Origin of the sequence: Ligilactobacillus saerimneri DSM 16049 (assembly GCF_000423265.1) — a bacterium.
Taxonomy (GTDB): domain Bacteria; phylum Bacillota; class Bacilli; order Lactobacillales; family Lactobacillaceae; genus Ligilactobacillus; species Ligilactobacillus saerimneri.
This window is the reverse complement of record NZ_AUHQ01000005.1, coordinates 1-20804: the sequence shown is the minus strand read 5'-3', so window position 1 is coordinate 20804 and position 20804 is coordinate 1. Positions and strand designations below refer to the sequence as shown.

Here is a 20804-nt window from a genome sequence, read left to right as displayed (position 1 = left end):
ATGGCTGAAGAAAAACTGAATTTAACACCCCAGGACTTTGAGCCCGTATCTAAGAATGAAAAGGGCGACGATGAAAAGATCGCAGCTCCTTCCCTGACTTTCCTTCAGGACGCATGGCTGCGACTCAAAAAGAACAAGGGGGCAGTTGTTTCCCTGTTCATTATCATCATTATGTTAGTAGTTGCTTTCGGTTCAAGTTTCTTTATTACCAATGCCCAACTGGTAAAGTCCGCCCCACAATATGCAAACTTACCAGCTAAGATTCCAGGCATTGATATCAATGGCCTGAACGGGAAGTTGAAGATGGGGGGCGCATGGGTTGATGCTTATGCTCAAAACAACGTACCTGCTAACAAATACTTTATTTTAGGGACTGACTACTTAGGTCGTTCCTTGGCGCAAAGAATTATTTACGGGACTAAGATTTCCTTGATCGTTGCGATTGTAGCGACATTCTTTGACCTTGCCATCGGGGTTTCCTATGGGATCGTCTCTGGTTGGAAAGGTGGTCGTGTTGATAACGTTATGCAACGGATTATTGAAGTTATTTCTTCTGTGCCAAACCTGGTTATTGTGGTGCTGATGTTGCTGGTATTTAAGCCAGGGATGACATCCATCATCTTAGCCTTGGCCATCTCTTCTTGGACAACAATGGCCCGGATGATTCGTGCTGAAACGTTATCCTTAAAGACCCAAGAATATGTTCTGGCTGCCCGGACACTGGGCGAGTCACCAAGCAAAATTGCTTGGAAGCACTTAGTGCCGAACCTTTCCAGTATCATTATCATTCAAACAATGTACACTATTCCAAGTGCAATCTTCTTTGAAGCCTTCTTGAGTTTCATTGGGATTGGGATTTCTGCTCCGCAAACTTCACTTGGGGTACTTCTGAATGACGGACAAAAGAACTTCCAGTTCTTGCCATACCAAATGTGGTATCCAGCAATTGTCCTCTGTGTACTGATGATTTGCTTTAACCTGTTAGGTGACGGCTTGCGTGACGCATTTGATCCAAAGACAAGAAGGTAGGTTAGATTATGGCTGAAAGAATTTTAGATGTACAAAATCTTAAAATTGATTTCCACACATATGCAGGTGAAGTCAAGGCCATTCGCGATGTCAGCTTCCACCTTGACCGGGGGGAAACACTGGCAATCGTAGGGGAATCAGGTTCGGGTAAGTCCGTAACCACAAAGTCTTTGATGGGTCTGTTAGCAAACAACGCCAAGGTCAAAGGCGGACGCGTAATGTTCCATGGCGATGATATCCTGCAATATTCAGAAAAGAAAATGCAGACTATTCGGGGCAAGGACATTGCAATGATCTTCCAGGATCCGATGACTTCTCTGGATCCAACTATGAAGATTGGGCGGCAAATTGCTGAACCCCTGATGAAACATAAGCATGTGGACAAGAAAAAGGCGTTGGAACAAGCAGTTGAAATGCTCCGCTTGGTTGGGATCGTTAACCCTGAAGAACGGGTCAACGACTATCCACACCAATTCTCTGGGGGGCAGCGGCAACGGATCGTGATTGCGATCGCTTTGATTTGTTATCCAGAAATCTTGATTGCCGATGAACCAACGACTGCCTTGGACGTAACAATCCAAGCGCAGATCTTGGATTTGATGAAAGAATTGCAACAAAAGATTGAAACTTCAATCATTTTCATCACACACGACTTAGGGGTTGTGGCCGGAATGGCTGACCGAGTAGCTGTAATGTATGCTGGTGAAATCTTGGAATACGGGACTGTGGATGAAATCTTCTACAATCCTCAGCACCCATATACTTGGGGCTTGCTGAATTCCATGCCAACATTGGATAGTAAGCACCTGGAATCAATTCCGGGGACGCCACCAGATCTTTTGGATCCACCAAAGGGTGATCCATTTGCACCACGGAACCCATATGCAATGAAGATCGATACCGAAAAGAAGGCACCATTCTTCAAAGTATCCGAAACCCACTATGCATCAACATGGTTGTTAGCACCAGGGGCACCAAAGGTAACACCGCCTGCCGAAATCCAACGGCGGCAAAAAATCTATGCTAAGTTAAAGAGTGGCGAACTCAGTCGGACAGACGTCGCTAACTTGGCTGAATAGGGGGGAAATGTACATGCCAGAACAAAAGAAGAAACTTTTGCAAGTCAAGCACTTGAAACAATACTTCAACGTTGGCAAGCCAGATGAACTCCATGCCGTTGATGATATGACCTTTGATATCTATGAAGGGGAAACATTTGGTTTGGTAGGTGAATCAGGTTCCGGTAAGACAACGACAGGACGGGCAATCATCCACTTGTATGAACCAACCGATGGGGAAATTATTTTTAACGGTAAGGATGTTAGCCAGCTCAAGAGTCGGAAGGAACGGCTTGAATTCACGCGGGAAATGCAGATGATTTTCCAGGATCCATACGCATCTTTAAACCCACGGATGACAGTGCGGGATATTATTGCCGAAGGGATTGATATCCACCATTTGGCTAAGAATGAGCAAGAAAGAAACGACCGAGTAGCTGAATTACTGGATACAGTTGGTTTGAACAAAGACCATGCTAGTCGTTATCCTCACGAATTCTCTGGGGGGCAGCGGCAACGGATTGGGATTGCGCGGGCATTGGCTGTTGATCCTAAGTTTATCATTGCCGATGAACCAATTTCTGCCTTGGACGTTTCGATTCAAGCTCAAGTAGTTAACCTGCTCAAAGATTTACAAGAAAAGCACGGTTTAACATATCTCTTTATCGCCCACGATTTATCCATGGTGAAGTACATTTCTGACCGAATCGGAGTTATGCACTACGGTAAGTTACTAGAAGTCGGTCCGGCTGATGAAGTATATACCCAACCACTGCATGATTATACTGCTAGTTTGATCTCTGCTGTGCCTGTTCCTGATCCTGAGTTTGAACGGAACAGACGGCAAATTCCTTATGATGCAGCTGCGGAAGACGAAAGCGACGGCGTCCCACGTAAGCTGCATGAGATCACACCAGGTCACTTCGTACGGTGTACAGAGGCAGAAGTTCCGATGTATAAAGAACGGGCAGCCGAAAATGCTAAAAAAGCTCAGGCTCAAGCAGCTGAAAGAGCTGAACTCATTGAGGATTAAAGACCAATTATTAGTATTCCAACCAATTTTAAGTAAGTCTCTAACAGATGAACGGTAATAAGGAGAGAGATTTCTCACTCCACAAAAAACAGGATGCTGCTTAGCAGCATCCTGTTTTTTGTATAAGCAAGATAATGGTGATTAATTTATAAATATTATAAAATATTCTCAAAAAGAAGCGGGAAGTGATGAAGATGGCAGAAGCGATCATTACGATCAATGATCTGGATTATACTGTCGAAGATCATACTGTTTTACAGGATTTTAATATGCAGGTGATAAAGGGCGATTATTTAACGATAGCTGGACCTTCGGGAAGTGGCAAGAGTACCCTTTTGAAGCTGATGGCCGGCTTTCTCAGCCCTGACCGGGGAACGATCGTCTATCAGGGGCAAGATATAACGACTTATCCCATCACTGCCTACCGACAACAAGTTTCATATTGTATCCAACAGCCGTTACTGTTTGGAACAACAGTCATGGATAATTTTACTTTTCCGTATCAAATAAATAACCAGGCAGTTGATCACGACCGTATCCAGCATTTGCTGGCGGCAGTCGACCTGCCCCAAGAATATACCCAAAAGAAAATTACGGAGTTGTCTGGGGGCGAACGCCAGCGTGTGGCCCTAGTACGTAACCTCTTGTTAGAACCACAAGTCTTATTGCTGGATGAAGTAACCGCTGGTCTTGACGAACGGTCCAAACAAATCGTCCTGGATTTATTAGCCGTAGAACACCAGCGGGGAAAGACGTTGGTCAAGGTAACGCATGATACAGATGAGATCCATATGGCACACCACCTGGTACATTTGGAAAAAGGAGGAGTTAGCTAATGCAAGGTTTGGCAGTTTCCAACTTATCGTTACTACTGGCGTTGTTTCTGGTAGTTGTAGCGATGGGGATTAGTGTACGGGAGAAGTTAGATCTCCACCGGGATATTATCTACGCTATTTTACGGGCAATTATTCAATTAACAGTTGTAGGTTATGTCCTCAAAGCAGTCTTTCATGTTGCCAACATCTTCTTGACCTTAACCTTGACTCTGATCATTATTTTGAATGCATCATGGAATGCTTACCAACGAAATGGTCGCCAAAAACGTGGCTTTATCTACTCATTTATTGCAATTTTTTCAAGTACAACAGTGACAATCATGATTCTGGTGTTATCTGGTTCGATCAGACCGGTGGCCCAACAGTTAGTACCCATTTCAGGGATGATTGCGTCTAATTCGATGGTGGCGATTGGGTTAGCATACCGGGCAATGCGGACACAATTCAAGCAACAGGCCCAACAAGTCAATGAAATGTTGGCTTTGGGAGCAACTGGTTTTCAAGCTTCCCGGGCAATAATTCGGGAAAGTATCAAAACGGGTATGCAACCGACGATTGATTCGGCTAAAACGGTCGGGTTGGTTAGTCTGCCGGGGATGATGTCAGGTTTGATTTTTGCGGGCGTGGATCCGGTCTATGCGATTAAGTACCAGATTATGGTGACATTTATGCTAATGTCAGCGACAAGTATTGGATCAGTGATTGCTATTTATTTGTCGTACCGCAATTATTTCAACGACCGCTTACAGCTGATCTTACCAGAAGAATAATTATTTCAAAAGGATATAGCTAAAGAAATGTTCTGGGGGAATTTATCATGGTGACAGCTGGGCCCGTATTGTAGTGCCAGAAATGAGCTATTTGGGTACGGTATAAGGTTAAGCAGTAAACAAAAAGGAGCACCGCATTAGTGCTCCTTTTTTGGTATGTTAGTATTCTTGATCGTCGCAGGAATGATTGTAATAGTCAACCGTGACATCATCTGCAGTAACCGTAAAGCGGGTAACACTCCCGTTTTCCAGGTGTTCGCTGAGAATATCGAATTCAGGTTTGAAGCGATTAACCATATGGCGGATGAGGATACTGTGGCCAGTGATGAGAATGTTATCACCATCATGGGCAGTCTGCCGTAGACCATCTAAACCACGGTTGACCCGGGTCCAAAACTCAGTAGTGTTTTCAGCATCTTTGAACGGATCAGCTTCTTTCAAGAAGTTGAGGACTGCATCCATCCCGTAACGGGCTACGATTTCATCGTAAGTTTTGACTCCATGGGGCATTCCCGCCATGAACCAAGCCTGTTCAGCATCATTTCCTTCGAAGAATCCAAAACCTTGTTCACGGAAATCATAGTTGGCAACTGGGGTAGGTAATTGATCGCGGTAATCATTATTAGCAATCACGAGTTGGGCCGTTTTAAGGGTCCGTCCCACGCCACTATAATAGATTTTGTCGAATTTAACATGAGCAAGGTGGCGGCCGGCAGCATTAGCTTGAGCAATCCCTTCGTCATTGAGGTCAGAATCACACCAGCCTTGAAGACGGCGGTAGTGGTTGAGCATTGTCCGCCCGTGGCGAACGAGATAAAGTTTAAAAGCCATGTTTGAGTCGTCCTTTCGCATAGTTAGTCATTACGCTTCCCGATCTTTTGTTGCAATTCACGCGCGGTATTCTTATCCCCAGTTAGGAGTAAGTGGTCATACAGGCGGATACGCGTATTCCCGTGAGGGGCAATCGTCTTGCCGGCCCGAATGATCCGAGAGATCGTTAGCTTGTCAGTACCAGGCAGGTCCTTGATGTCGGTGCCATCGTACTTCGCATTCGTAACTTCAATTTCAAAGATACTGAAATCTTCTTGCTGAATAAACCGGAGCATTGATGGGGTTTCAACCATTGACCGGGTCATCCCCACATTAGTATCAAAGGCATCAAAGACTTCAATTCCCTGAGCAAGAAGGGCATTTTCGGTTGTATCCATTGGTTCACGGTTTTCAAGGCGACAGATTACCCGAGGAACCCCGTATTCCTTAGCAGCCGTCGCTAACTTGACGTTGGTTGAGGTGTCAAGGTGGGCCAATAAGAGAATATCAGTATCAAAAACTTCGTTGTCAATCAGACACTGGACATCCGTTGAGGCCAATTTTTGCACATTGGCTTGTGAATTATATGTGGAGTAGTTTTTCTCTCGGTCAGTAAAGAGGGTGACATCGTACCATTCTTTAGAAAGCTGTTGTGCAGCACTAACAGTAACCAAGTTAGCCCCAATAATCGATACTTGGGTTTTCTTCATATCTTCTACTTCTGGACGATAGAGTTTGTTGAAGACGAGGGGGCCGAAGATACAAGTCAGAATAGCAGCTAACATGAAAGCGCCCGACTGCTGGCTGGAGATTACGTGGAGTTCTTCAGCCACTTGCAGTGTTGCTAAAACTAAAGTAATGGTTGTTCCAGAAAGGAAGGATGCAGCCGCTGCATTTCGCTTGGAGAAGCGGCGAACAAAGCCAAAGTATGCTGGCAGTTTAGCAACGACATAAGCAATAAAGAACAACGGAATTAAGATCAAGGTTGTCGGTGATTGCATCAATGCGGGGATATCGAGCTTGACCCCAGTCAGAATAAAGAAGAAGGGAATCAAAAAACCGTATCCAACGGCATCGAGGTGGCGTTGGGTACTCTTAACTGGTTCGAGTAATTTAACTACGATCCCAGCGACGAAAGCCCCGAAGATGTTCTCAGCTCCTACTCCGGTAGCAGTAAGAACCAGGGCAATGATTACCATGAAAGAGAGGCGGATATCCAGCTGGGTGGTTGACTTGTTGATGTTGTCAAAGAAAGTAAAGAAACGCCGGAAACGGTGGAAAAGGAAGGCCGCTAGGATGAAAAGTAGGGAAATCAACCAGAGGCTGCCCCCCCGACCGCTATGGACGGAAGAATACACGGTTAAGGCTAGCATCGGAACAACTTCACCAAAGATGGCAAAGAGGAGGACTGCTTGCCCAAACTTTTTGCTCAGCAGTTCATTTTCTTTCAATAAGGAAATGACGATTCCTAAAGAAACGGTCGCAAAGAGGATAGTGGCCAAAGCGACATCGGTAAAGAGCCCGGAGACTTTGAACAGCATCGCTAGAATGAAAGAGGTAACGACGCTAAGAACATAGGCAATTGAAGCGGCCAACAGGGGTGAGGTGTTGGGAGTTGCTGCCATCCGTTTTTGTTCTAGTGGGGACGGATCAACGTTTTTCTTGAACAAGGAAAAGTCAATTTCAAGACCACTAAGGAACATCAGCATGATCACCCCGAGAGTTGAGAGGTAGGCGAGCGAACTATCAATGTGGATAACATTTAAGCAACTCTTACCGAGGATAATTCCGACCAAAATCTCAGCGACTGAGGTAGGAAGAATGGAAACTTTAAATTTGGCTAGTAACAGCGGGACGAAGAACGCCACGATTGTTACCAGTAACAGTGAAACTGTCATAAAAAATGAATACTCCTTTCAGGAAAATATTGACTACATTATAGCGAGAAAAACTATAAATGGCTACTGAAAGCAACAAACCGGTGAATTCCGCAGGGAACTCACCGGTTCGTTAATACTTATGTAATAATTGCTATTAGCTTACATAATTAATGCTTGTAAGCCAGTTGCAGCCAAACTACCTACTAATGGACCAACAAATGGTACCCAGGCATAAGCCCAATCAGCAGTAGTCTTGTTTGGTACAGGCAAGATAGTATAAGCAAAGCGTGGTGCCCAGTCACGTGCAGGGTTCATAGCAAAACCAGTTGCTCCTCCCAGTGCTTGACCGATAACCATAACCAAAAGCCCAATGATGAATGGCTTCAAACCTTCGCTGAAGTCACCCAGGTTCAAGAGAACGAAGACTAAGGCAAAGGTTGCGATGGCTTCACTGCAGAAGTTGAAGAAGTTGCTTCTGATCTGACCACCAGTAGCAAAGATCCCAACGTTGTTACCTTCTTCAGCTGTTTTGGTTTCCTTAAATTGTGGGTAGTAATGCACAATCACAATAGCAGCCCCGGCAAAGGCACCTAAGAATTGGGCCAAGATGTAAGGAGCAACTTGACTCCAAGGGAACTTACCAAAAGCTGCAAAACTCAAAGTTACAACTGGGTTCAAGTGAGCTTCTGAGCCCAAGTGACCTGCAACGTAGATGGCAAAAGCAAAAGCCAATCCCCACGCAAAAGTGACGTAGTGCCAGTTAGAACCAGACGCATGAGTTTTCTTCAAAGTTACTGAAGCGCCGATCCCAACCCCGAACAAGATAAGGACAAAGGTTCCGAAGAACTCTCCCAAAAATCCAGACATAATAATCCTCCGTAAACATTCTTACAATTTTAACAGTGATAGATTTTACCTGAAAACGACTTAAAATGAAAGTCTTTTTTGTGTTATTTTCATAACTTGTTTTCAAAAGCGAAAAAAGAAGGAGATCACTGGTACAGTAACATTTAATGGCATGGATATATCTAAAATAAAAAGAGAGTACCAGCGAATTATTCGTTCATTTACAAAAAACGCTTTCATGTAGTGGAGGGGGATTGTTTGAACCATAACTAGAAAAAATGCTACAATATTATGCTAAGAAATTGAGTGTTTAATAGTGATCAAACTAGGGGGCAAGCAAATGAGCTCGAAACCAGTTACTAAACAAGATGAACAAAAACGTATGGATATGGTTGTGGATAAGATCAAAGTTGCTGCAGCAGCCAATCAAAAGAAAATCGCTGCTGTTGAACGGGATAAAGAAAATATGCAGGCTGATTTTAATAAGAATCTGCGGATCAATACCAGTACCTATTCCGGGATGATGGATACCGCGATGACGATTCGCCAACAGCAACAAGCGCTAGCGGAGCGGGAGAATGCCTGGCAGAGTGCTACTCGGGAATTGGGAATGTTGCAAAAAATGGAGCACAAGCCCTACTTTGCGCGCATCGATCTCCAGGAAGCGGGTGAAGATAAGACCGAGGCAATTTATATCGGTCTGGGTTCCTTTGCAGATTCACCCGATCATTTTTTGATTTATGACTGGCGGGCGCCGATTTCCAGTGTTTACTATGATGGGCAATTAGGACATGTGACCTACAATAGTCCGATGGGGAAGCAAGAAGCTAAGCTCAAATTAAAGCGACAGTTCGTAGTTGAAGACGGTAAGATCATTACTCTCTTTGACACTGATGAAACTGTGGGGGACCAGATGCTTTTGGACGTGTTGGGCGATGCTTCTGATACTAAGATGAAAAGCATCGTGACCACAATCCAGCGGGAACAAAATAAGATCATCCGGGATACTAAGTCGGACTTACTCTTTGTTCAAGGGGCAGCCGGTTCGGGAAAAACTTCGGCTGTTTTACAACGGGTGGCCTTTCTGCTATATCGTTACCGGGGGAACCTGACTTCAAGCCAGATTATCCTCTTTTCTCCTAACCAGTTGTTCAATGACTACATTGATCAAGTATTGCCAGAACTAGGGGAACATAATATGGTGCAGATGACCTACTATCAATATACCCAACGGCGCCTACCTAAACTTAAAGTAGAAACTTTAGCTCAGCGCTTTGCTGAAGCAGACGACCGGCAAGCACGACGGCTCCAAGCGTTGAAAGATAGTTTGCGGATGTTCAAGGCCACTAGTAACTATGCCAAATACCTCAATCACAAGGGAGTACGGTTCCGCGATCTCAAATTCCAGGGAAAAACGTATTTTTCTAAAGAGGAAATTAGTGCAATTTACTATGGATTTAATGAATCATATAGTTTGCGCAATCGGCTTGAAGGCACAGTCAATAAGCTTTTGCATAAGTTACAAAGCCAGATCGGACGGCTAGCTAAGACCGATGAGGTGGAAAAAGCAATCCAGGACTTGAGTCAAGACCAGTTGAATGCTTTGTATGGCGATCATCCAAAAGACGCAGGTAACGGAACTGCGGAATTAAGCTTTTTAGCTAAACGTTATGTTCAAAAACAGTTGCAACCACTACGCAGAGCGATCTTAAAGGGATGGTTCTTTAATGTTAGTGGACAATTTATCCATTTCTTGCGCCATGTGCCTGACCTGGTCAACCTGGCCGATTATGGGGTAACACCCGCGGAATGGCAGGCAGATGTTGATGCAACAATTACCGCTATCAAAGCAGGTCAGATGGCGATGAGCAACGTGACACCATACTTATACCTGTATGATTTGATTACTGGTAAACGGGGCGATACCAAGATGCGGCATGTGTTTATTGATGAAATTCAAGATTATAGTGCCTACCAATTGGCGTACCTGAAGTTCCGTTTCCCCCGGGCTAAGTTTACGATGTTAGGCGACCTGAACCAGGCAATCTTTACGGGAGAAAATAGTCACAGTTTATTGAAAGAATTGAGTACGATGTTTGCTCCGGAAAAAACTCAAGTGGTGCAATTAACTAAGTCCTATCGTTCAACCCAGCAAATTACTGATTTTAGTCGGGAAGTATTGATCAATGGGGAAAAGGTCACTGCTTTTGCTCGTAATGGGGCGGTTCCTACAATCACGGTAGCCAAAAGCTCCGACCAGTTGCTGGCCGGAGTTATCCGCCAGGTCCACCAAAATGAAGCGGCTAAGATGACAACTGCTATTATTGGGAAAACGCTGACTGAATGTCAGGAATTAACCAAGAAACTTAAAGCACATAAGTTGCCAGTTACATTGATCAAAACGGAAAATCAACGGCTGGTTCCAGGGACGATTGTTGTACCGGCATACCTGGCTAAGGGGTTAGAGTTTGATGCGGTAATCGTGTGGAATGCCAACCGCAAGAACTATCATTTTGAAAGTGAACGTCAGCTAGTATATACGATTTGCTCACGGGCTATGCACCAATTAGATATTTTTGCAGTGGGTGAGTTGACCCCATTGATGGATAGTATTGATCCGGAATTATACGAATTAAGATATATTCAATAATTTTAATTAAACCCTCTCGAGTGTGGTCTACGATCGCTACCGAGAGGGTTTTTAGGTATTATTTGTTTTGTGTTGTAGGTAATCCATGCAACCATGCAGTCAATGTGTGGGCAATCTGTACTTGTTGTTCTTGGTTTGAAATAGTTGCGGAACGATCACCTTTTTGTAAACCATAACTGCCGAAGCCACTGTGATTGCCGCCAGGAATGGTAACAAATTGGGTGGTTGTTGGGAGGTATTTTTTGTTGTTGGAATATTTGTCCCAGTTCAAAACACCATCCCGATTCCCGGTGATATTGAGAACGGGTAGTCCGCTGTGGTCGAGACGTCCTTTTTGATCAGCATAAGCTGCGAGGAAAAAGACTCCTTTGAGGTGGGGGTTGTGCTGGTGGTGGGCATAGCGAGCGGCCATGGCTCCGCCTAGGGAATGACCGCCAAGTACATAGTTTTCATCGGAGCCAATAACTTCATGGACTTTATCTGGTGCTAGGACAGCCAGGTTGAGGGGAAAATGAACAATTTTCACAGTGTAACCAGCTTGTGCTACCTGCTGGGCCCAAGGAGCATAACTCGCTGGTTGTACAAGTGCTCCCGGATAGAAGACGACCGTTAGTCGGCTGTGTTTGGCTTTAAAAGTAGTGACATCTTTAGTTGTATGAGCAGAGCTAACAGCCTGCTGGGCAGTTGTAGTAGGGTGGTAGGTAGCATGGTGAAGGTACGCTCCGCCGATTCCGATTATTAACCCCAGTATGAGGACAAGGATCTTCCAAATGTGCTTCAAGCGATAGTGTTTCTTTGGCATGTGATTTCCAACTTTCAAAATAGGATATTACAGTATAACAGAAGAAACTGAATTGTATAAGGCGTAAATAAAGACTTATGAGCTACCAAAAAGTCATCGAAACCAACGGCGAAAGTTTGTAAAAAAGCCAAGCTGCGCAAATCAGGCGTTGCTTGGCTTTGATATTATTTGAACAGGTTCCGGTATTCTCCATACCCTTCTTTTTCTAGGTCAGCGACTGGGATGAATCGTAGTGCGGCCGAATTGATACAGTAGCGGAGACCACCACGGTCAACTGGTCCGTCGCAAAAGACGTGCCCTAAATGAGAATCAGCCCCCTTAGACCGAACTTCGGTACGTTCCATTCCAAACGATTGGTCACGCTTTTCTTGGAGCTTAACCAAAGGTTTAGTAAAGGCAGGCCAGCCACAACCAGAATCATATTTATCTAGGGAAGAAAACAAGGGTTCACCAGAAACGACGTCGACATAGATCCCATCTTCAAAGAAGTTGTCATACTTACCAGTAAAGGGCGCCTCTGTTCCTGCTTCCTGGGTGACTTTGTATTGCAATGGTGTTAAGTGTTCCAAATCTTTTTTGACCACAATAATCCCCTCCAATAATCATTCTTAAAAACCAGGTTACTCTATCAAATGACTTTTGGAAAGTAACTTGCTTAGGTTAAAGTAGAAGTAAACGGAGGTGCTAAGATGGCTTTTTACGACGATTATTTAGCAAAAATTGAGAATCCGGACCACCGGCAAAAAATGGCAAGGGTTTTGCAGTGGGTTGAAAAACGTTACCCCAATTTGGCAGGGCGGATTGCCTGGAATCAACCAATGTTTACGGATCATGGGACATTTATCATTGGTTTTAGTGTGGCCCAAAAGCATTTTGCATTTGCCGGTGAAGACGAAATCATTGAGGTTTTTGGTCCAGAGTTTGACCGGTTAGGTTTGTCCTATGGTAAAAAGTTAGTTCGCGTAAGTTTTGATCAGGAAGTTCCGTATGATCTCTTGGCTAAAGTGATTGAGTATAACATTGCAGATAAACAAGACTGTCAGACATTTTGGCGTCCACGCGCAAAGTAAGTTGGAAAGTTAGTAAAAGCTAAGGGGTTGGGAGAAAACACTGTTTTCTCACCAACCCCGCTTTTATTACTAATATTTCCCACTCACTTTCTTTAATAACCGACTAATTGCGGTTGAGTTGGGTCTTAATCAGAGGTAACAGGTGGTTAGTTAACAGGCGATAAGCATCCTTGGAATAGTGAATGCCATCAGTTTGTAAAAGTTTGTCAGAAGAATATTGCTGGCAAACTTGTTGCCAATTGAGGGTGGGAATTTTATTAGCTTGCCCGACTTTTAGAACTACTTGAACATACTGGTTCATTGTGACAAATAACGGTGTTGCTTGTTGGGCGTCTCTACTGGTGATTCCGGGAGTGACGAGGACACAGCGTTGGCGACCAATTTTGTCGATCATTGTTTGCAAGGCTGTCTGAAAATCTTTCGGACTGGTATTAGGGTCGGCACAGTCATTGGTACCAAAAAAGATAACAACGACTTGGGGATTAGCACTGAGAACGTCGGTTTGTAGCCGGGTCAAGGCTGTTCGGGCTTGGTCACCGATACCACCACGATTGATGATTTCATAGGTGCCCAAGGCATCCCGAATCATTCGTGAAAAGAGGGGGGAAGGGAAGCCATTAATCACACCAGCAGTGATGCTGTCGCCAAATAAGACGATATTATGCATTGAAAGTCATTCCTTTCTTTATCTGATTTTACGCATTTAAGTTTATCTATATTTTAGCACTAGCGTGTCAAGCTGTTGAAAACTTACTGTATGATAAAATTAAGCGTGAAAGGAATGGTGGAATAATGCTAACCAAAAAGTATCGCCTGGTCTTCGGCCTGGTTTTGATGATGGCTGGAGTTCTGAGTGCATGTAGTAGTACGGCAAATACTACTAATTCAGGCAATGAACAGCAGGCGCAAAAGCTTGCACAACGGACGATTGGAAAGCTCAATAAGCAAAAAAGTTTACAAGTAACACTAAACTCACGGGTCAAATCAACGACAACGAGCAAAAAGCGTAAAAAAACGGAAAATTATGAGTATGCGATGGCGGTAGCCTACCAGAAGAAACCGGATGTTATGCGGATTGATACAACTATTGTCACTGGAAAAAAGACCAGTGCTGCCCCAGTATATTTAAATGATTATGATGTATATACCAAACCCAATGATGGGCAATGGGTCAAAACAGCAGCTAATCAAGCGGGGTTTGACTTTGATACCCAAAAGGATCAATATGCAGCAGTGAGCCTACTCAAGCGGATGGCAACAAGTAGTAAGCTCCATGTGAAAACGCGTAAAGGGCAGTACATATTAACCTACCGGGGGCATGGTGATAGTGCAACCGAGATGGTCAAGGACACACTAGGCGTTGGCAATCCTGGGAATGACTCCGGAATGGGGGCTGTGATTGATCAGATGAATGTTGAATCCTTTGACTATCAGATTGTGATCGATCGGCATAGTTTGTTGCCACAGTCATACCAAGGCAAGATCAAGATGACAACTAAAGATGGAACTAAGGTGGCCCAAACGCAGAGTCTCAAGGGTAAGTTCAGCCAGTATAACCAAGTGCCAACGATAACTTTGCCTGAAGCTAAGCGGGTAACGACGACAAGTCAAACAACAAATAATTAAGACCAGTTTTTATGAATAAAGTGGAAGCGAGAGGAAATGGTTAGGCAGAGAAGCCGTTTTTCTTAACGCCTTCACTTTTCTGATGGGGTAACTTGTGTTGTTTGCCTAAGAATATGCTATAATTTTGGCATTATTGAGCAGAGATGCAGGAGAAATAAATATTAAAGATGGAAGATCAATTAAATTATTATCGGCTGGCTCGGGACGAGTGGCAACGCCTTCGGACCGGTGAAATGGTAGCGACTTTAACTGCAGATGAACTCCAACAGATTCAGTCACTGAACGACCGCATTTCATTACGCGACGTTGCCGAAGTTTATATGCCATTAGTCCATTTATTGCGGGTATATTTACGCAATCATCGGACTTTAAACCGGGATCAAACTAAATTTTTAGGTATCACGGAACAACCCAATCCCTTTATTATCGGGATTGCTGGTTCAGTAGCCGTTGGCAAGAGCACAGTAGCGCGACTTTTGCAGATTCTTTTGAGCAAGCTTTTGCCACAAGAAAAGGTTCAAATGATCACTACGGATGGTTTTCTTTATCCTAATGCGGAGTTGCAACGGCGGGGAATTATGGATCAGAAAGGCTTCCCCGAAAGTTATGACATGCAGCGGTTGATTAATTTTATCGATGATGTAAAAAATGGGCGCCCAGCCTATGCTCCCCGGTACTCGCACCAGGTGTATGACATTGTCGCTGACGAGTATGATACAGTGGCTAGTCCAGATATTTTAATCGTTGAAGGAATCAATGTTTTGCAGTTGCCATCCAACCAGCAGATCTATGTCAGTGATTATTTTGATTTTTCATTGTATATTGACGCCCCGGAGAGCTTGATACAGCAGTGGTACCTGGAACGCTTTGGGATGCTATTGGATACAGCCTTTCAGGACCCAACGAATTATTATTATGACTTGGCTCAACAAGACCGCAAGGAGGCTTTTGCCTTTGCCAAGCAAGTGTGGCAGAAGGTTAACCATACTAACCTGCACAAGTTTATCCTGCCAACACGAAACCGGGCTAATTTGATTATTCGCAAAGGAGTCGAACACCGGGTTAATGAACTGTGGTTGCGCAAGACGTGATTATTAGGATTAGGCAAGAAATCTTGCTAATCGTCCTAACTTGATGATATATTTCCATTACTGTACAATAGAAAAAAGCAATAATTCTTGAGAAATGATGAGGTGAATATCTTGGCAAATGTGGATATGCAGGCTTTCGACAAAATCATTGTGCTTGATTTTGGGAGCCAGTATAATCAATTGATTACCCGGCGGATCCGGGACTTTGGGATCTACTCTGAACTGTTATCCCATAAGATTACAGCTGCGGAGATTAAGAAGATTAACCCTAAGGGTATTATCTTCTCAGGTGGTCCGAACAGCGTCTATGCAGACGGAGCCTTCACAGTTGATCCAGATATCTATAAGTTAGGTATTCCAATTTTGGGGATCTGTTACGGGATGCAACTGATGGCCCACAACTTAGGTGGTAAGGTTGAATCAGCAAAGGATTCTGAATACGGTCGGGCAGATATTGAGGTTACTGACGACAATGCGGTAGTATTCAAAGACTTGCCTAAAGACCAGTATGTATGGATGAGTCACGGAGACTTGGTTACTGAAGTACCAGCTGGCTTTACCGCTACGGCTACAAGTGCTAACTGCCCAATTTCAGCGATGGCTAATGATGCTAAGAAGTTCTATGGCTTGCAGTTCCACACTGAAGTTCGGAATACTCAGTACGGTTTAGATATTTTACGACGGTTTGCCTTTGATGTCTGTGGTGCCGAAGCCAACTGGACGATGGATGACTTCATTGATTTACAAGTTGCCAAGATTAAAGAAGAAGTTGGCTCCAAGAAGGTGATTTTAGGTCTTTCTGGTGGGGTCGATTCTAGTGTAGCTGCTGTACTGTTGAACAAAGCCATTGGCGATCAGTTGACTTGTATCTTTGTTGACCACGGTTTGCTGCGGAAGAACGAAGCACAACAAGTAATGGATGCTTTGAGCCGTGATCTTGGGGTTAACATTGTTAAGGTTGACGCTGCTGACCGCTTCTTAGGCAAGTTAGCCGGGGTTACTGATCCTGAACAAAAACGGAAGATTATCGGTAACGAATTTATCGAAGTCTTCAATGAGGAAGCTTTGAAGATCAAGGATGTTGACTTCTTGGCTCAAGGAACACTGTATACTGACGTCATCGAGTCAGGGACAGATACAGCCCAAACGATTAAGTCCCACCACAACGTTGGGGGCTTACCAGAAGACCTGCACTTCAAGCTGATTGAACCATTACGGTCCTTGTTCAAGGATGAAACCCGTGAACTTGGTGAAAAGTTAGGTATTCCGCATGAATTAGTATGGCGGCAACCATTCCCAGGTCCTGGTTTAGGGATCCGCGTAATTGGTGAAATTACTGAAGAAAAGCTCCGCATCGTGCGTGACACTGATGCAATTTTACGCGAAGAAATTGCTAAGCATGGTTTGGACAAGGAAGTATGGCAATACTTCACTGTTCTTCCAGGGATTCGCTCTGTTGGGGTCATGGGTGACGGTCGGACTTACGACTACACTATCGGTATTCGGGCAGTGACATCCATTGACGGGATGACAGCTGACTTTGCCCAATTACCATGGGATGTCCTTCAAGAAATCTCTGTCCGGATGGTCAACGAAGTCGACAACGTAAACCGTGTAGTCTACGATGTTACTTCCAAGCCACCGGCAACGATTGAATGGGAATAAAAATCAAATATAACTTGGTGAGGGAATGCCTATAAATCAAGCTTTTGAAGAAGGTAGACCTACGAAAAACAGGGTGTATAAAGATAGTTGTTTGCCAAGGTTTGTTTTTTCCAGTAGTTTAATAGCTACTGGTTTTTTTGTAGACAAAAAGTAGTACTTGCGCTAAGTTAGGTCAAAAGATATATAGGGGTGAACTGAAGTAATAACAAAAATTAGTAATAGTAGTTCGCTGACGCTACTACAAGATTCAGCTTGTGAAGTTGGTGCGAGGAAGCCTAACCACCAATCCCATAAGCCTACCAATATTTTTGCAACTAAAGAGTGGCAGGAATACGATTATTACAAGGATTTAGTCGAAGACGAAGAGTTAGCTGAAGCCAACCCGGTAGGTAAAGAATGGTTAAGCTGACATACACCTTGATACTTGTGTGAAAGGGTAAAACTCCATCCTAAGTTTATTATGCGGGATGGAGTTTTTTATATTTACAGCGTCAATTCCACGATATTACTTTAGAAAAGTCGTCAGACTAAATAAAAATACTTGACCTACGTGAAGTATTAACCTAAACTGTAAATGGTAATAATTACTATTTAACTTAAAGAGAGGTTTTTTATGGCGACAAAAGCAAAGATTGCTAAGGCAAAGAAACGTGAAGAACTGGTAGCAAAGTATGCAGAGTTGAGAGCTCAATTAAAGGCGCAGGGTGATTACCAAGCTTTGGCTAAGCTTCCTAGGGATGCTAGCCCAGTGCGGTTGCATAACCGGGATGCTTTAGACGGTCGAGCCCGGGGGTATCTTCGTGAATTTGGACTTTCACGGATAAACTTTAGAAAACTCGCGTTGGCGGGAAAAATCCCTGGGGTTAAGAAAGCTAGTTGGTAGGTGATACTATGTCAAAAAGTGATTATGCAACGGCGTTACGTAATTTAAACAGTCCTAACATTAAGACGCGCAAGCGCGCTTTGAAAATTATTAAGCAATTTAAGCTACAAAAAGGACAAAAATAACTAACCGCTAGCAATTACGTTACTAAAACGTTGATTGCTAGCGGTTTTTTGATGGCGCTATTCAAAATTCACTTAGAAAGTTAGGTTTTATTACAAATGGTTTGAGTATTAGAAGAAACACGTGTTGAGTTATGTCTAGTCAATAATTAATTACTATTGTCATATAAGTTTTTGTGGTCAGTTACTTCGACAAAACGGAGGTACAATTGTTTTTGTTTTCGAACGTAAATCACCAAAACATCATCATCGTATAAGCGATACTCTCGATGATTCTGATAAGGACTTCTTCTTAAGATGTGGTCCTGATACTCTTTTGGAAGGATGCCATCATATTGCTAATATGATGATTGATTCACGGATTTCATCGATAATTTGACCGTACTCTTCTTTAATATATTTTTGTTTAAGTCGCTTAGCACTTCGCCAAAAGCCCTTACTAATCTTTACCTTATATTTCATATTCCTATTTTAAATTTTTTTCAAAAGCCTGGTTAAGACTTTGTTCATCGGTAAATTCATCAGCATCGTCAGGTAAATAACCCATTATTTTTAGTTCATCTTCGCGCAGTTTTGCCTCAAGTTCAGCATTGACTGGTTCAATAACTTACTAGCACTGCTAACTCTAGTAATTGTAGCATTGTTCTGTTGGCTCATAATCAACCTAATTACAAGTCAATTTAAACGTGATATTACTTCAAGGCAATTGGTTAAATCGCTATTGCGTCATGTTTCTTCTTCCAATATTAAGCTAGTCGCAGAAGAAGAAAAGCTTGCCAACAAGTGGCTTAAATTCGGCAGAATAATCCGCAAACGAGGAAAGCTCATGCTGAAAATCCCATGTGGCAACAACGTTTCTGTTGTCAATATCATAATGAAGCGGTGTGATGGTTATGTTAACCAATGGCTAGCTCAGAATTGTCCTCGGAAGAACTGGGCACCAATTGAAGTTAAACATGGGTTGTTCATAACCTGGCTATATGTGAGGGAGAAGTAATCTTATAGCGCCAACAAGGGTAAGGGAATGCACGCGGAGCAGGGCAAATTCCATTATCCTTGTTGGTGCAATCCAGGGGAGCGAGCTTGCTCGCGGGGGTGGAAGACTCCATAAATATCTAAAATGAAGCCAAAGACATTGGTGTATCAAGGTTTATACTCCTTTTCCTTTATCGAATGGGAATAAGTTATATAAAGTAAAACAGAAAGTCTAAGACTTAATTTTTGCTAAGTTTGAGTTAAAAAATAAAAGAAGCAGTTAGTTCATATACTAATACTATATGAGTTAGCTGTTTTTTTGCAGGATCAATTAAGGGAGAAAATTTTATGAAAAAGATTATATCACTTGCAATTGGCATAATCTGTACATTAATGTTAGTTGCATGTGGGAAGCAACCTGTAAAAAATAAGGTGAAGGTAGTTTCGTCAACTTCTAAATTAACAGGGATTTATCAACTTGATGAAAAATATCGAGATAAGGACAGCCAAGGTAATGAGCAAACGAGTTATATGCGTTTTACCAAAGCTGGTAAGGTTCTGTACGCTGAACCGGAAACTGGTGATGATAGCCATGGGAACTATGGAACTGTTAAGCGAGGAACTTGGCGTCATTTAGATGGAAATAAATTTCAAATCAAGTTGCATGACGTGTATGATAAGGATTATTTTACTATTACAGCTATCAAGGAGAATAAGAAGCATTTCCGAACACTAACTAATCTTAAAGGGGAATATCATTGGAGTGCTGATTCTTGGACACTTTACCCTACTATTATGACAGCTTCCGATTTTCAGAGTATGTTTGAACGGGCAGCTGAATCTTCCCAAGAGAAAATTCAACAAAATGGTTATGATAAGCCGGACAAAAAAGTGAATGACCCTAGTTCCACTGCCACATCTGAATCCACTTTATCCGTTCATCTAACTGGTGGTCAAAGTTCGATTGATTATATTACCAAGAAGATGGGCGACCAAGGATGGGAAATTGAGGGTGGTACTATGGCGGTGCTCACGGTGCACCAACTGATAGTGATTATGTGCCATACAATTCTGTTAGAAATGATTCCGGTGATATGTATCGCGTTTATCAAGATGGTCGAATCGAAAAAGAAGACTAGTTAAAATAGGCTAAAGTTGATTGTTATATTTAGCGTTTGAGCTTATAAAGCAAATTCCTCATCCATTACGGATAGGGATTTTTTATTTTCTTCGAAACCAAACTTTCTCTTTTAAAGTAAACGAACCATATTCTTTCACTTTTGCGCGGGGCGACCCGATATATAGTAAGATAGGTGCCTGGGTCAACAGTAAAGTTCTTGATTGGTGCTGGTTGTAGCTTGCGCCTATTTTTCAATATGACGGGCCTAGTTTGAACAAGCTGAGTAAACAAAAATTTGTGTCAGCAAAATCAGTCCATAAAATTTGTTTCAACGAGCAAAGATTACAAAAACATTGATTATGGAAATTATTTTAAAAATTAAAGTTACAAATTAGCTACAAATTGGCGATAGCATTGCCAAGCGTAAAGAAAATTGCGTAATATAAAAGGCAGATTGTAAAATTTAAGTTGAACATTTTAGTGGACAGAAAAACCCATAAAGGTCTTTAATGGTGTCGTTACAACATTCCATTAGAAA

At 43.0% G+C, this 20804-nt stretch carries 21 protein-coding genes; 14 read left to right on the top strand and 7 right to left on the bottom strand.

Going from position 1 to position 20804, the window contains the following annotated elements; all coding sequences use genetic code 11:
* The 5 genes from G541_RS0102795 to G541_RS0102775 all read left to right on the top strand — a co-directional run bounded on the left by G541_RS0102795 (nt 1) and on the right by G541_RS0102775 (nt 4726).
* Nucleotides 1-1029, top strand: coding sequence for an ABC transporter permease (locus G541_RS0102795; protein WP_027826431.1), 1029 nt, complete (start codon nt 1-3; stop codon nt 1027-1029).
* 8 nt (nt 1030-1037) lie between these two features.
* Nucleotides 1038-2108 (top strand): ABC transporter ATP-binding protein, encoded by a 1071-nt coding sequence (locus G541_RS0102790; RefSeq protein WP_009551163.1) that lies wholly within the window; start codon nt 1038-1040, stop codon nt 2106-2108.
* Between the two features lie 13 nt (nt 2109-2121).
* On the top strand, nt 2122-3120 hold the full coding sequence (locus G541_RS0102785) for an ABC transporter ATP-binding protein (protein WP_009551161.1): 999 nt from the start codon (nt 2122-2124) through the stop codon (nt 3118-3120).
* A 188-nt stretch (nt 3121-3308) separates the two neighbouring features.
* Nucleotides 3309-3956 carry an ABC transporter ATP-binding protein gene (locus G541_RS0102780; protein ID WP_081654771.1) on the top strand — a complete coding sequence of 216 codons (648 nt, stop codon included), beginning with the start codon at nt 3309-3311 and terminating at the stop codon, nt 3954-3956.
* On the top strand, nt 3956-4726 hold the full coding sequence (locus tag G541_RS0102775; RefSeq protein WP_027826429.1) for an ABC transporter permease: 771 nt from the start codon (nt 3956-3958) through the stop codon (nt 4724-4726). Before G541_RS0102780 ends, G541_RS0102775 begins: the two co-directional genes overlap by 1 nt.
* Nucleotides 4727-4885: 159 nt before the next feature.
* Here the strand turns inward: G541_RS0102775 and G541_RS0102770 are convergent, their stop codons facing one another.
* From G541_RS0102770 to G541_RS0102760, 3 genes are all read right to left on the bottom strand, one after another.
* Nucleotides 4886-5557: a histidine phosphatase family protein gene (locus tag G541_RS0102770; RefSeq protein ID WP_027826428.1), complete on the bottom strand. Its 672-nt coding sequence runs from the start codon at nt 5555-5557 to the stop codon at nt 4886-4888.
* A gap of 23 nt (nt 5558-5580) precedes the next feature.
* Nucleotides 5581-7434, bottom strand: a complete 1854-nt coding sequence (locus G541_RS0102765; protein WP_027826427.1) for a monovalent cation:proton antiporter family protein — start codon at nt 7432-7434, stop codon at nt 5581-5583.
* 141 nt (nt 7435-7575) lie between these two features.
* Entirely contained in the window at nt 7576-8283 is a 708-nt protein-coding gene (locus G541_RS0102760) for an MIP/aquaporin family protein (protein WP_009551150.1), read from the bottom strand.
* 319 nt (nt 8284-8602) lie between these two features.
* On the opposite strand from G541_RS0102760, the gene helD reads away from it, so the two are divergent.
* A complete protein-coding gene (helD, locus tag G541_RS0102755; protein WP_027826426.1) occupies nt 8603-10912 on the top strand; it encodes an RNA polymerase recycling motor HelD in 2310 nt (769 codons plus the stop codon).
* Between the two features lie 58 nt (nt 10913-10970).
* On the opposite strand, the gene G541_RS09255 is transcribed toward helD, so the two are convergent.
* Both G541_RS09255 and msrB read right to left on the bottom strand, forming a co-directional pair.
* Entirely contained in the window at nt 10971-11714 is a 744-nt protein-coding gene (locus tag G541_RS09255; protein WP_035162789.1) for an alpha/beta hydrolase, read from the bottom strand.
* 164 nt (nt 11715-11878) lie between these two features.
* Nucleotides 11879-12298 (bottom strand): peptide-methionine (R)-S-oxide reductase MsrB, encoded by a 420-nt coding sequence (gene msrB / locus G541_RS0102745; protein ID WP_027826425.1) that lies wholly within the window; start codon nt 12296-12298, stop codon nt 11879-11881.
* Nucleotides 12299-12403: 105 nt separating this feature from the next.
* Here msrB and G541_RS0102740 point away from each other — a divergent pair, with 105 nt between their 5' ends.
* Complete coding sequence (locus G541_RS0102740; protein ID WP_027826424.1) at nt 12404-12784, top strand: iron chaperone; 381 nt, start codon at nt 12404-12406, stop codon at nt 12782-12784.
* Between the two features lie 103 nt (nt 12785-12887).
* Here the strand turns inward: G541_RS0102740 and G541_RS0102735 are convergent, their stop codons facing one another.
* Entirely contained in the window at nt 12888-13451 is a 564-nt protein-coding gene (locus tag G541_RS0102735) for a GDSL-type esterase/lipase family protein (protein WP_027826423.1), read from the bottom strand.
* A gap of 125 nt (nt 13452-13576) precedes the next feature.
* Between G541_RS0102735 and G541_RS0102730 the strand changes: the two genes are divergently transcribed.
* From G541_RS0102730 to G541_RS10475, 5 genes are all read left to right on the top strand, one after another.
* Nucleotides 13577-14410: a DUF6612 family protein gene (locus G541_RS0102730; protein ID WP_027826422.1), complete on the top strand. Its 834-nt coding sequence runs from the start codon at nt 13577-13579 to the stop codon at nt 14408-14410.
* 167 nt (nt 14411-14577) lie between these two features.
* A complete protein-coding gene (gene coaA, locus G541_RS0102725) occupies nt 14578-15501 on the top strand; it encodes a type I pantothenate kinase (RefSeq protein WP_027826421.1) in 924 nt (307 codons plus the stop codon).
* A gap of 111 nt (nt 15502-15612) precedes the next feature.
* Nucleotides 15613-17166 carry a glutamine-hydrolyzing GMP synthase gene (guaA, locus tag G541_RS0102720; RefSeq protein ID WP_027826420.1) on the top strand — a complete coding sequence of 518 codons (1554 nt, stop codon included), beginning with the start codon at nt 15613-15615 and terminating at the stop codon, nt 17164-17166.
* Between the two features lie 613 nt (nt 17167-17779).
* Nucleotides 17780-18049 carry a 30S ribosomal protein S14 gene (gene rpsN / locus G541_RS0102715; protein ID WP_027826419.1) on the top strand — a complete coding sequence of 90 codons (270 nt, stop codon included), beginning with the start codon at nt 17780-17782 and terminating at the stop codon, nt 18047-18049.
* A gap of 8 nt (nt 18050-18057) precedes the next feature.
* Nucleotides 18058-18174, top strand: coding sequence for a putative metal homeostasis protein (locus G541_RS10475; protein WP_009551130.1), 117 nt, complete (start codon nt 18058-18060; stop codon nt 18172-18174).
* Between the two features lie 146 nt (nt 18175-18320).
* On the opposite strand, the gene G541_RS10780 is transcribed toward G541_RS10475, so the two are convergent.
* Nucleotides 18321-18497, bottom strand: coding sequence for a type II toxin-antitoxin system YafQ family toxin (locus tag G541_RS10780; protein ID WP_081654770.1), 177 nt, complete (start codon nt 18495-18497; stop codon nt 18321-18323).
* A 500-nt stretch (nt 18498-18997) separates the two neighbouring features.
* On the opposite strand from G541_RS10780, the gene G541_RS10375 reads away from it, so the two are divergent.
* Both G541_RS10375 and G541_RS09965 read left to right on the top strand, forming a co-directional pair.
* A complete protein-coding gene (locus G541_RS10375; RefSeq protein WP_155824462.1) occupies nt 18998-19168 on the top strand; it encodes a hypothetical protein in 171 nt (56 codons plus the stop codon).
* Nucleotides 19169-19494: 326 nt separating this feature from the next.
* Nucleotides 19495-20289, top strand: coding sequence for a hypothetical protein (locus tag G541_RS09965; RefSeq protein ID WP_009551128.1), 795 nt, complete (start codon nt 19495-19497; stop codon nt 20287-20289).
* Nucleotides 20290-20804 lie beyond the last annotated feature (515 nt).

Excerpts from the sequence above, each read along its gene's own strand:
- G541_RS0102795 (WP_027826431.1), top strand. The coding sequence starts at position 1 with ATGGCTGAAGAAAAACTGAATTTAACACCCCAGGACTTTGAGCCCGTA.
- G541_RS0102790 (WP_009551163.1), top strand. The coding sequence starts at position 1,038 with ATGGCTGAAAGAATTTTAGATGTACAAAATCTTAAAATTGATTTCCAC.
- G541_RS0102785 (WP_009551161.1), top strand. The coding sequence starts at position 2,122 with ATGCCAGAACAAAAGAAGAAACTTTTGCAAGTCAAGCACTTGAAACAA.
- G541_RS0102780 (WP_081654771.1), top strand. The coding sequence starts at position 3,309 with ATGAAGATGGCAGAAGCGATCATTACGATCAATGATCTGGATTATACT.
- G541_RS0102775 (WP_027826429.1), top strand. The coding sequence starts at position 3,956 with ATGCAAGGTTTGGCAGTTTCCAACTTATCGTTACTACTGGCGTTGTTT.
- G541_RS0102770 (WP_027826428.1), bottom strand. The coding sequence starts at position 5,557 with ATGGCTTTTAAACTTTATCTCGTTCGCCACGGGCGGACAATGCTCAAC.
- G541_RS0102765 (WP_027826427.1), bottom strand. The coding sequence starts at position 7,434 with ATGACAGTTTCACTGTTACTGGTAACAATCGTGGCGTTCTTCGTCCCG.
- G541_RS0102760 (WP_009551150.1), bottom strand. The coding sequence starts at position 8,283 with ATGTCTGGATTTTTGGGAGAGTTCTTCGGAACCTTTGTCCTTATCTTG.
- helD (WP_027826426.1), top strand. The coding sequence starts at position 8,603 with ATGAGCTCGAAACCAGTTACTAAACAAGATGAACAAAAACGTATGGAT.
- G541_RS09255 (WP_035162789.1), bottom strand. The coding sequence starts at position 11,714 with ATGCCAAAGAAACACTATCGCTTGAAGCACATTTGGAAGATCCTTGTC.
- G541_RS0102740 (WP_027826424.1), top strand. The coding sequence starts at position 12,404 with ATGGCTTTTTACGACGATTATTTAGCAAAAATTGAGAATCCGGACCAC.
- G541_RS0102735 (WP_027826423.1), bottom strand. The coding sequence starts at position 13,451 with ATGCATAATATCGTCTTATTTGGCGACAGCATCACTGCTGGTGTGATT.
- G541_RS0102730 (WP_027826422.1), top strand. The coding sequence starts at position 13,577 with ATGCTAACCAAAAAGTATCGCCTGGTCTTCGGCCTGGTTTTGATGATG.
- coaA (WP_027826421.1), top strand. The coding sequence starts at position 14,578 with ATGGAAGATCAATTAAATTATTATCGGCTGGCTCGGGACGAGTGGCAA.
- rpsN (WP_027826419.1), top strand. The coding sequence starts at position 17,780 with ATGGCGACAAAAGCAAAGATTGCTAAGGCAAAGAAACGTGAAGAACTG.
- G541_RS10475 (WP_009551130.1), top strand. The coding sequence starts at position 18,058 with ATGTCAAAAAGTGATTATGCAACGGCGTTACGTAATTTAAACAGTCCT.
- G541_RS10375 (WP_155824462.1), top strand. The coding sequence starts at position 18,998 with ATGCTGAAAATCCCATGTGGCAACAACGTTTCTGTTGTCAATATCATA.
- G541_RS09965 (WP_009551128.1), top strand. The coding sequence starts at position 19,495 with ATGAAAAAGATTATATCACTTGCAATTGGCATAATCTGTACATTAATG.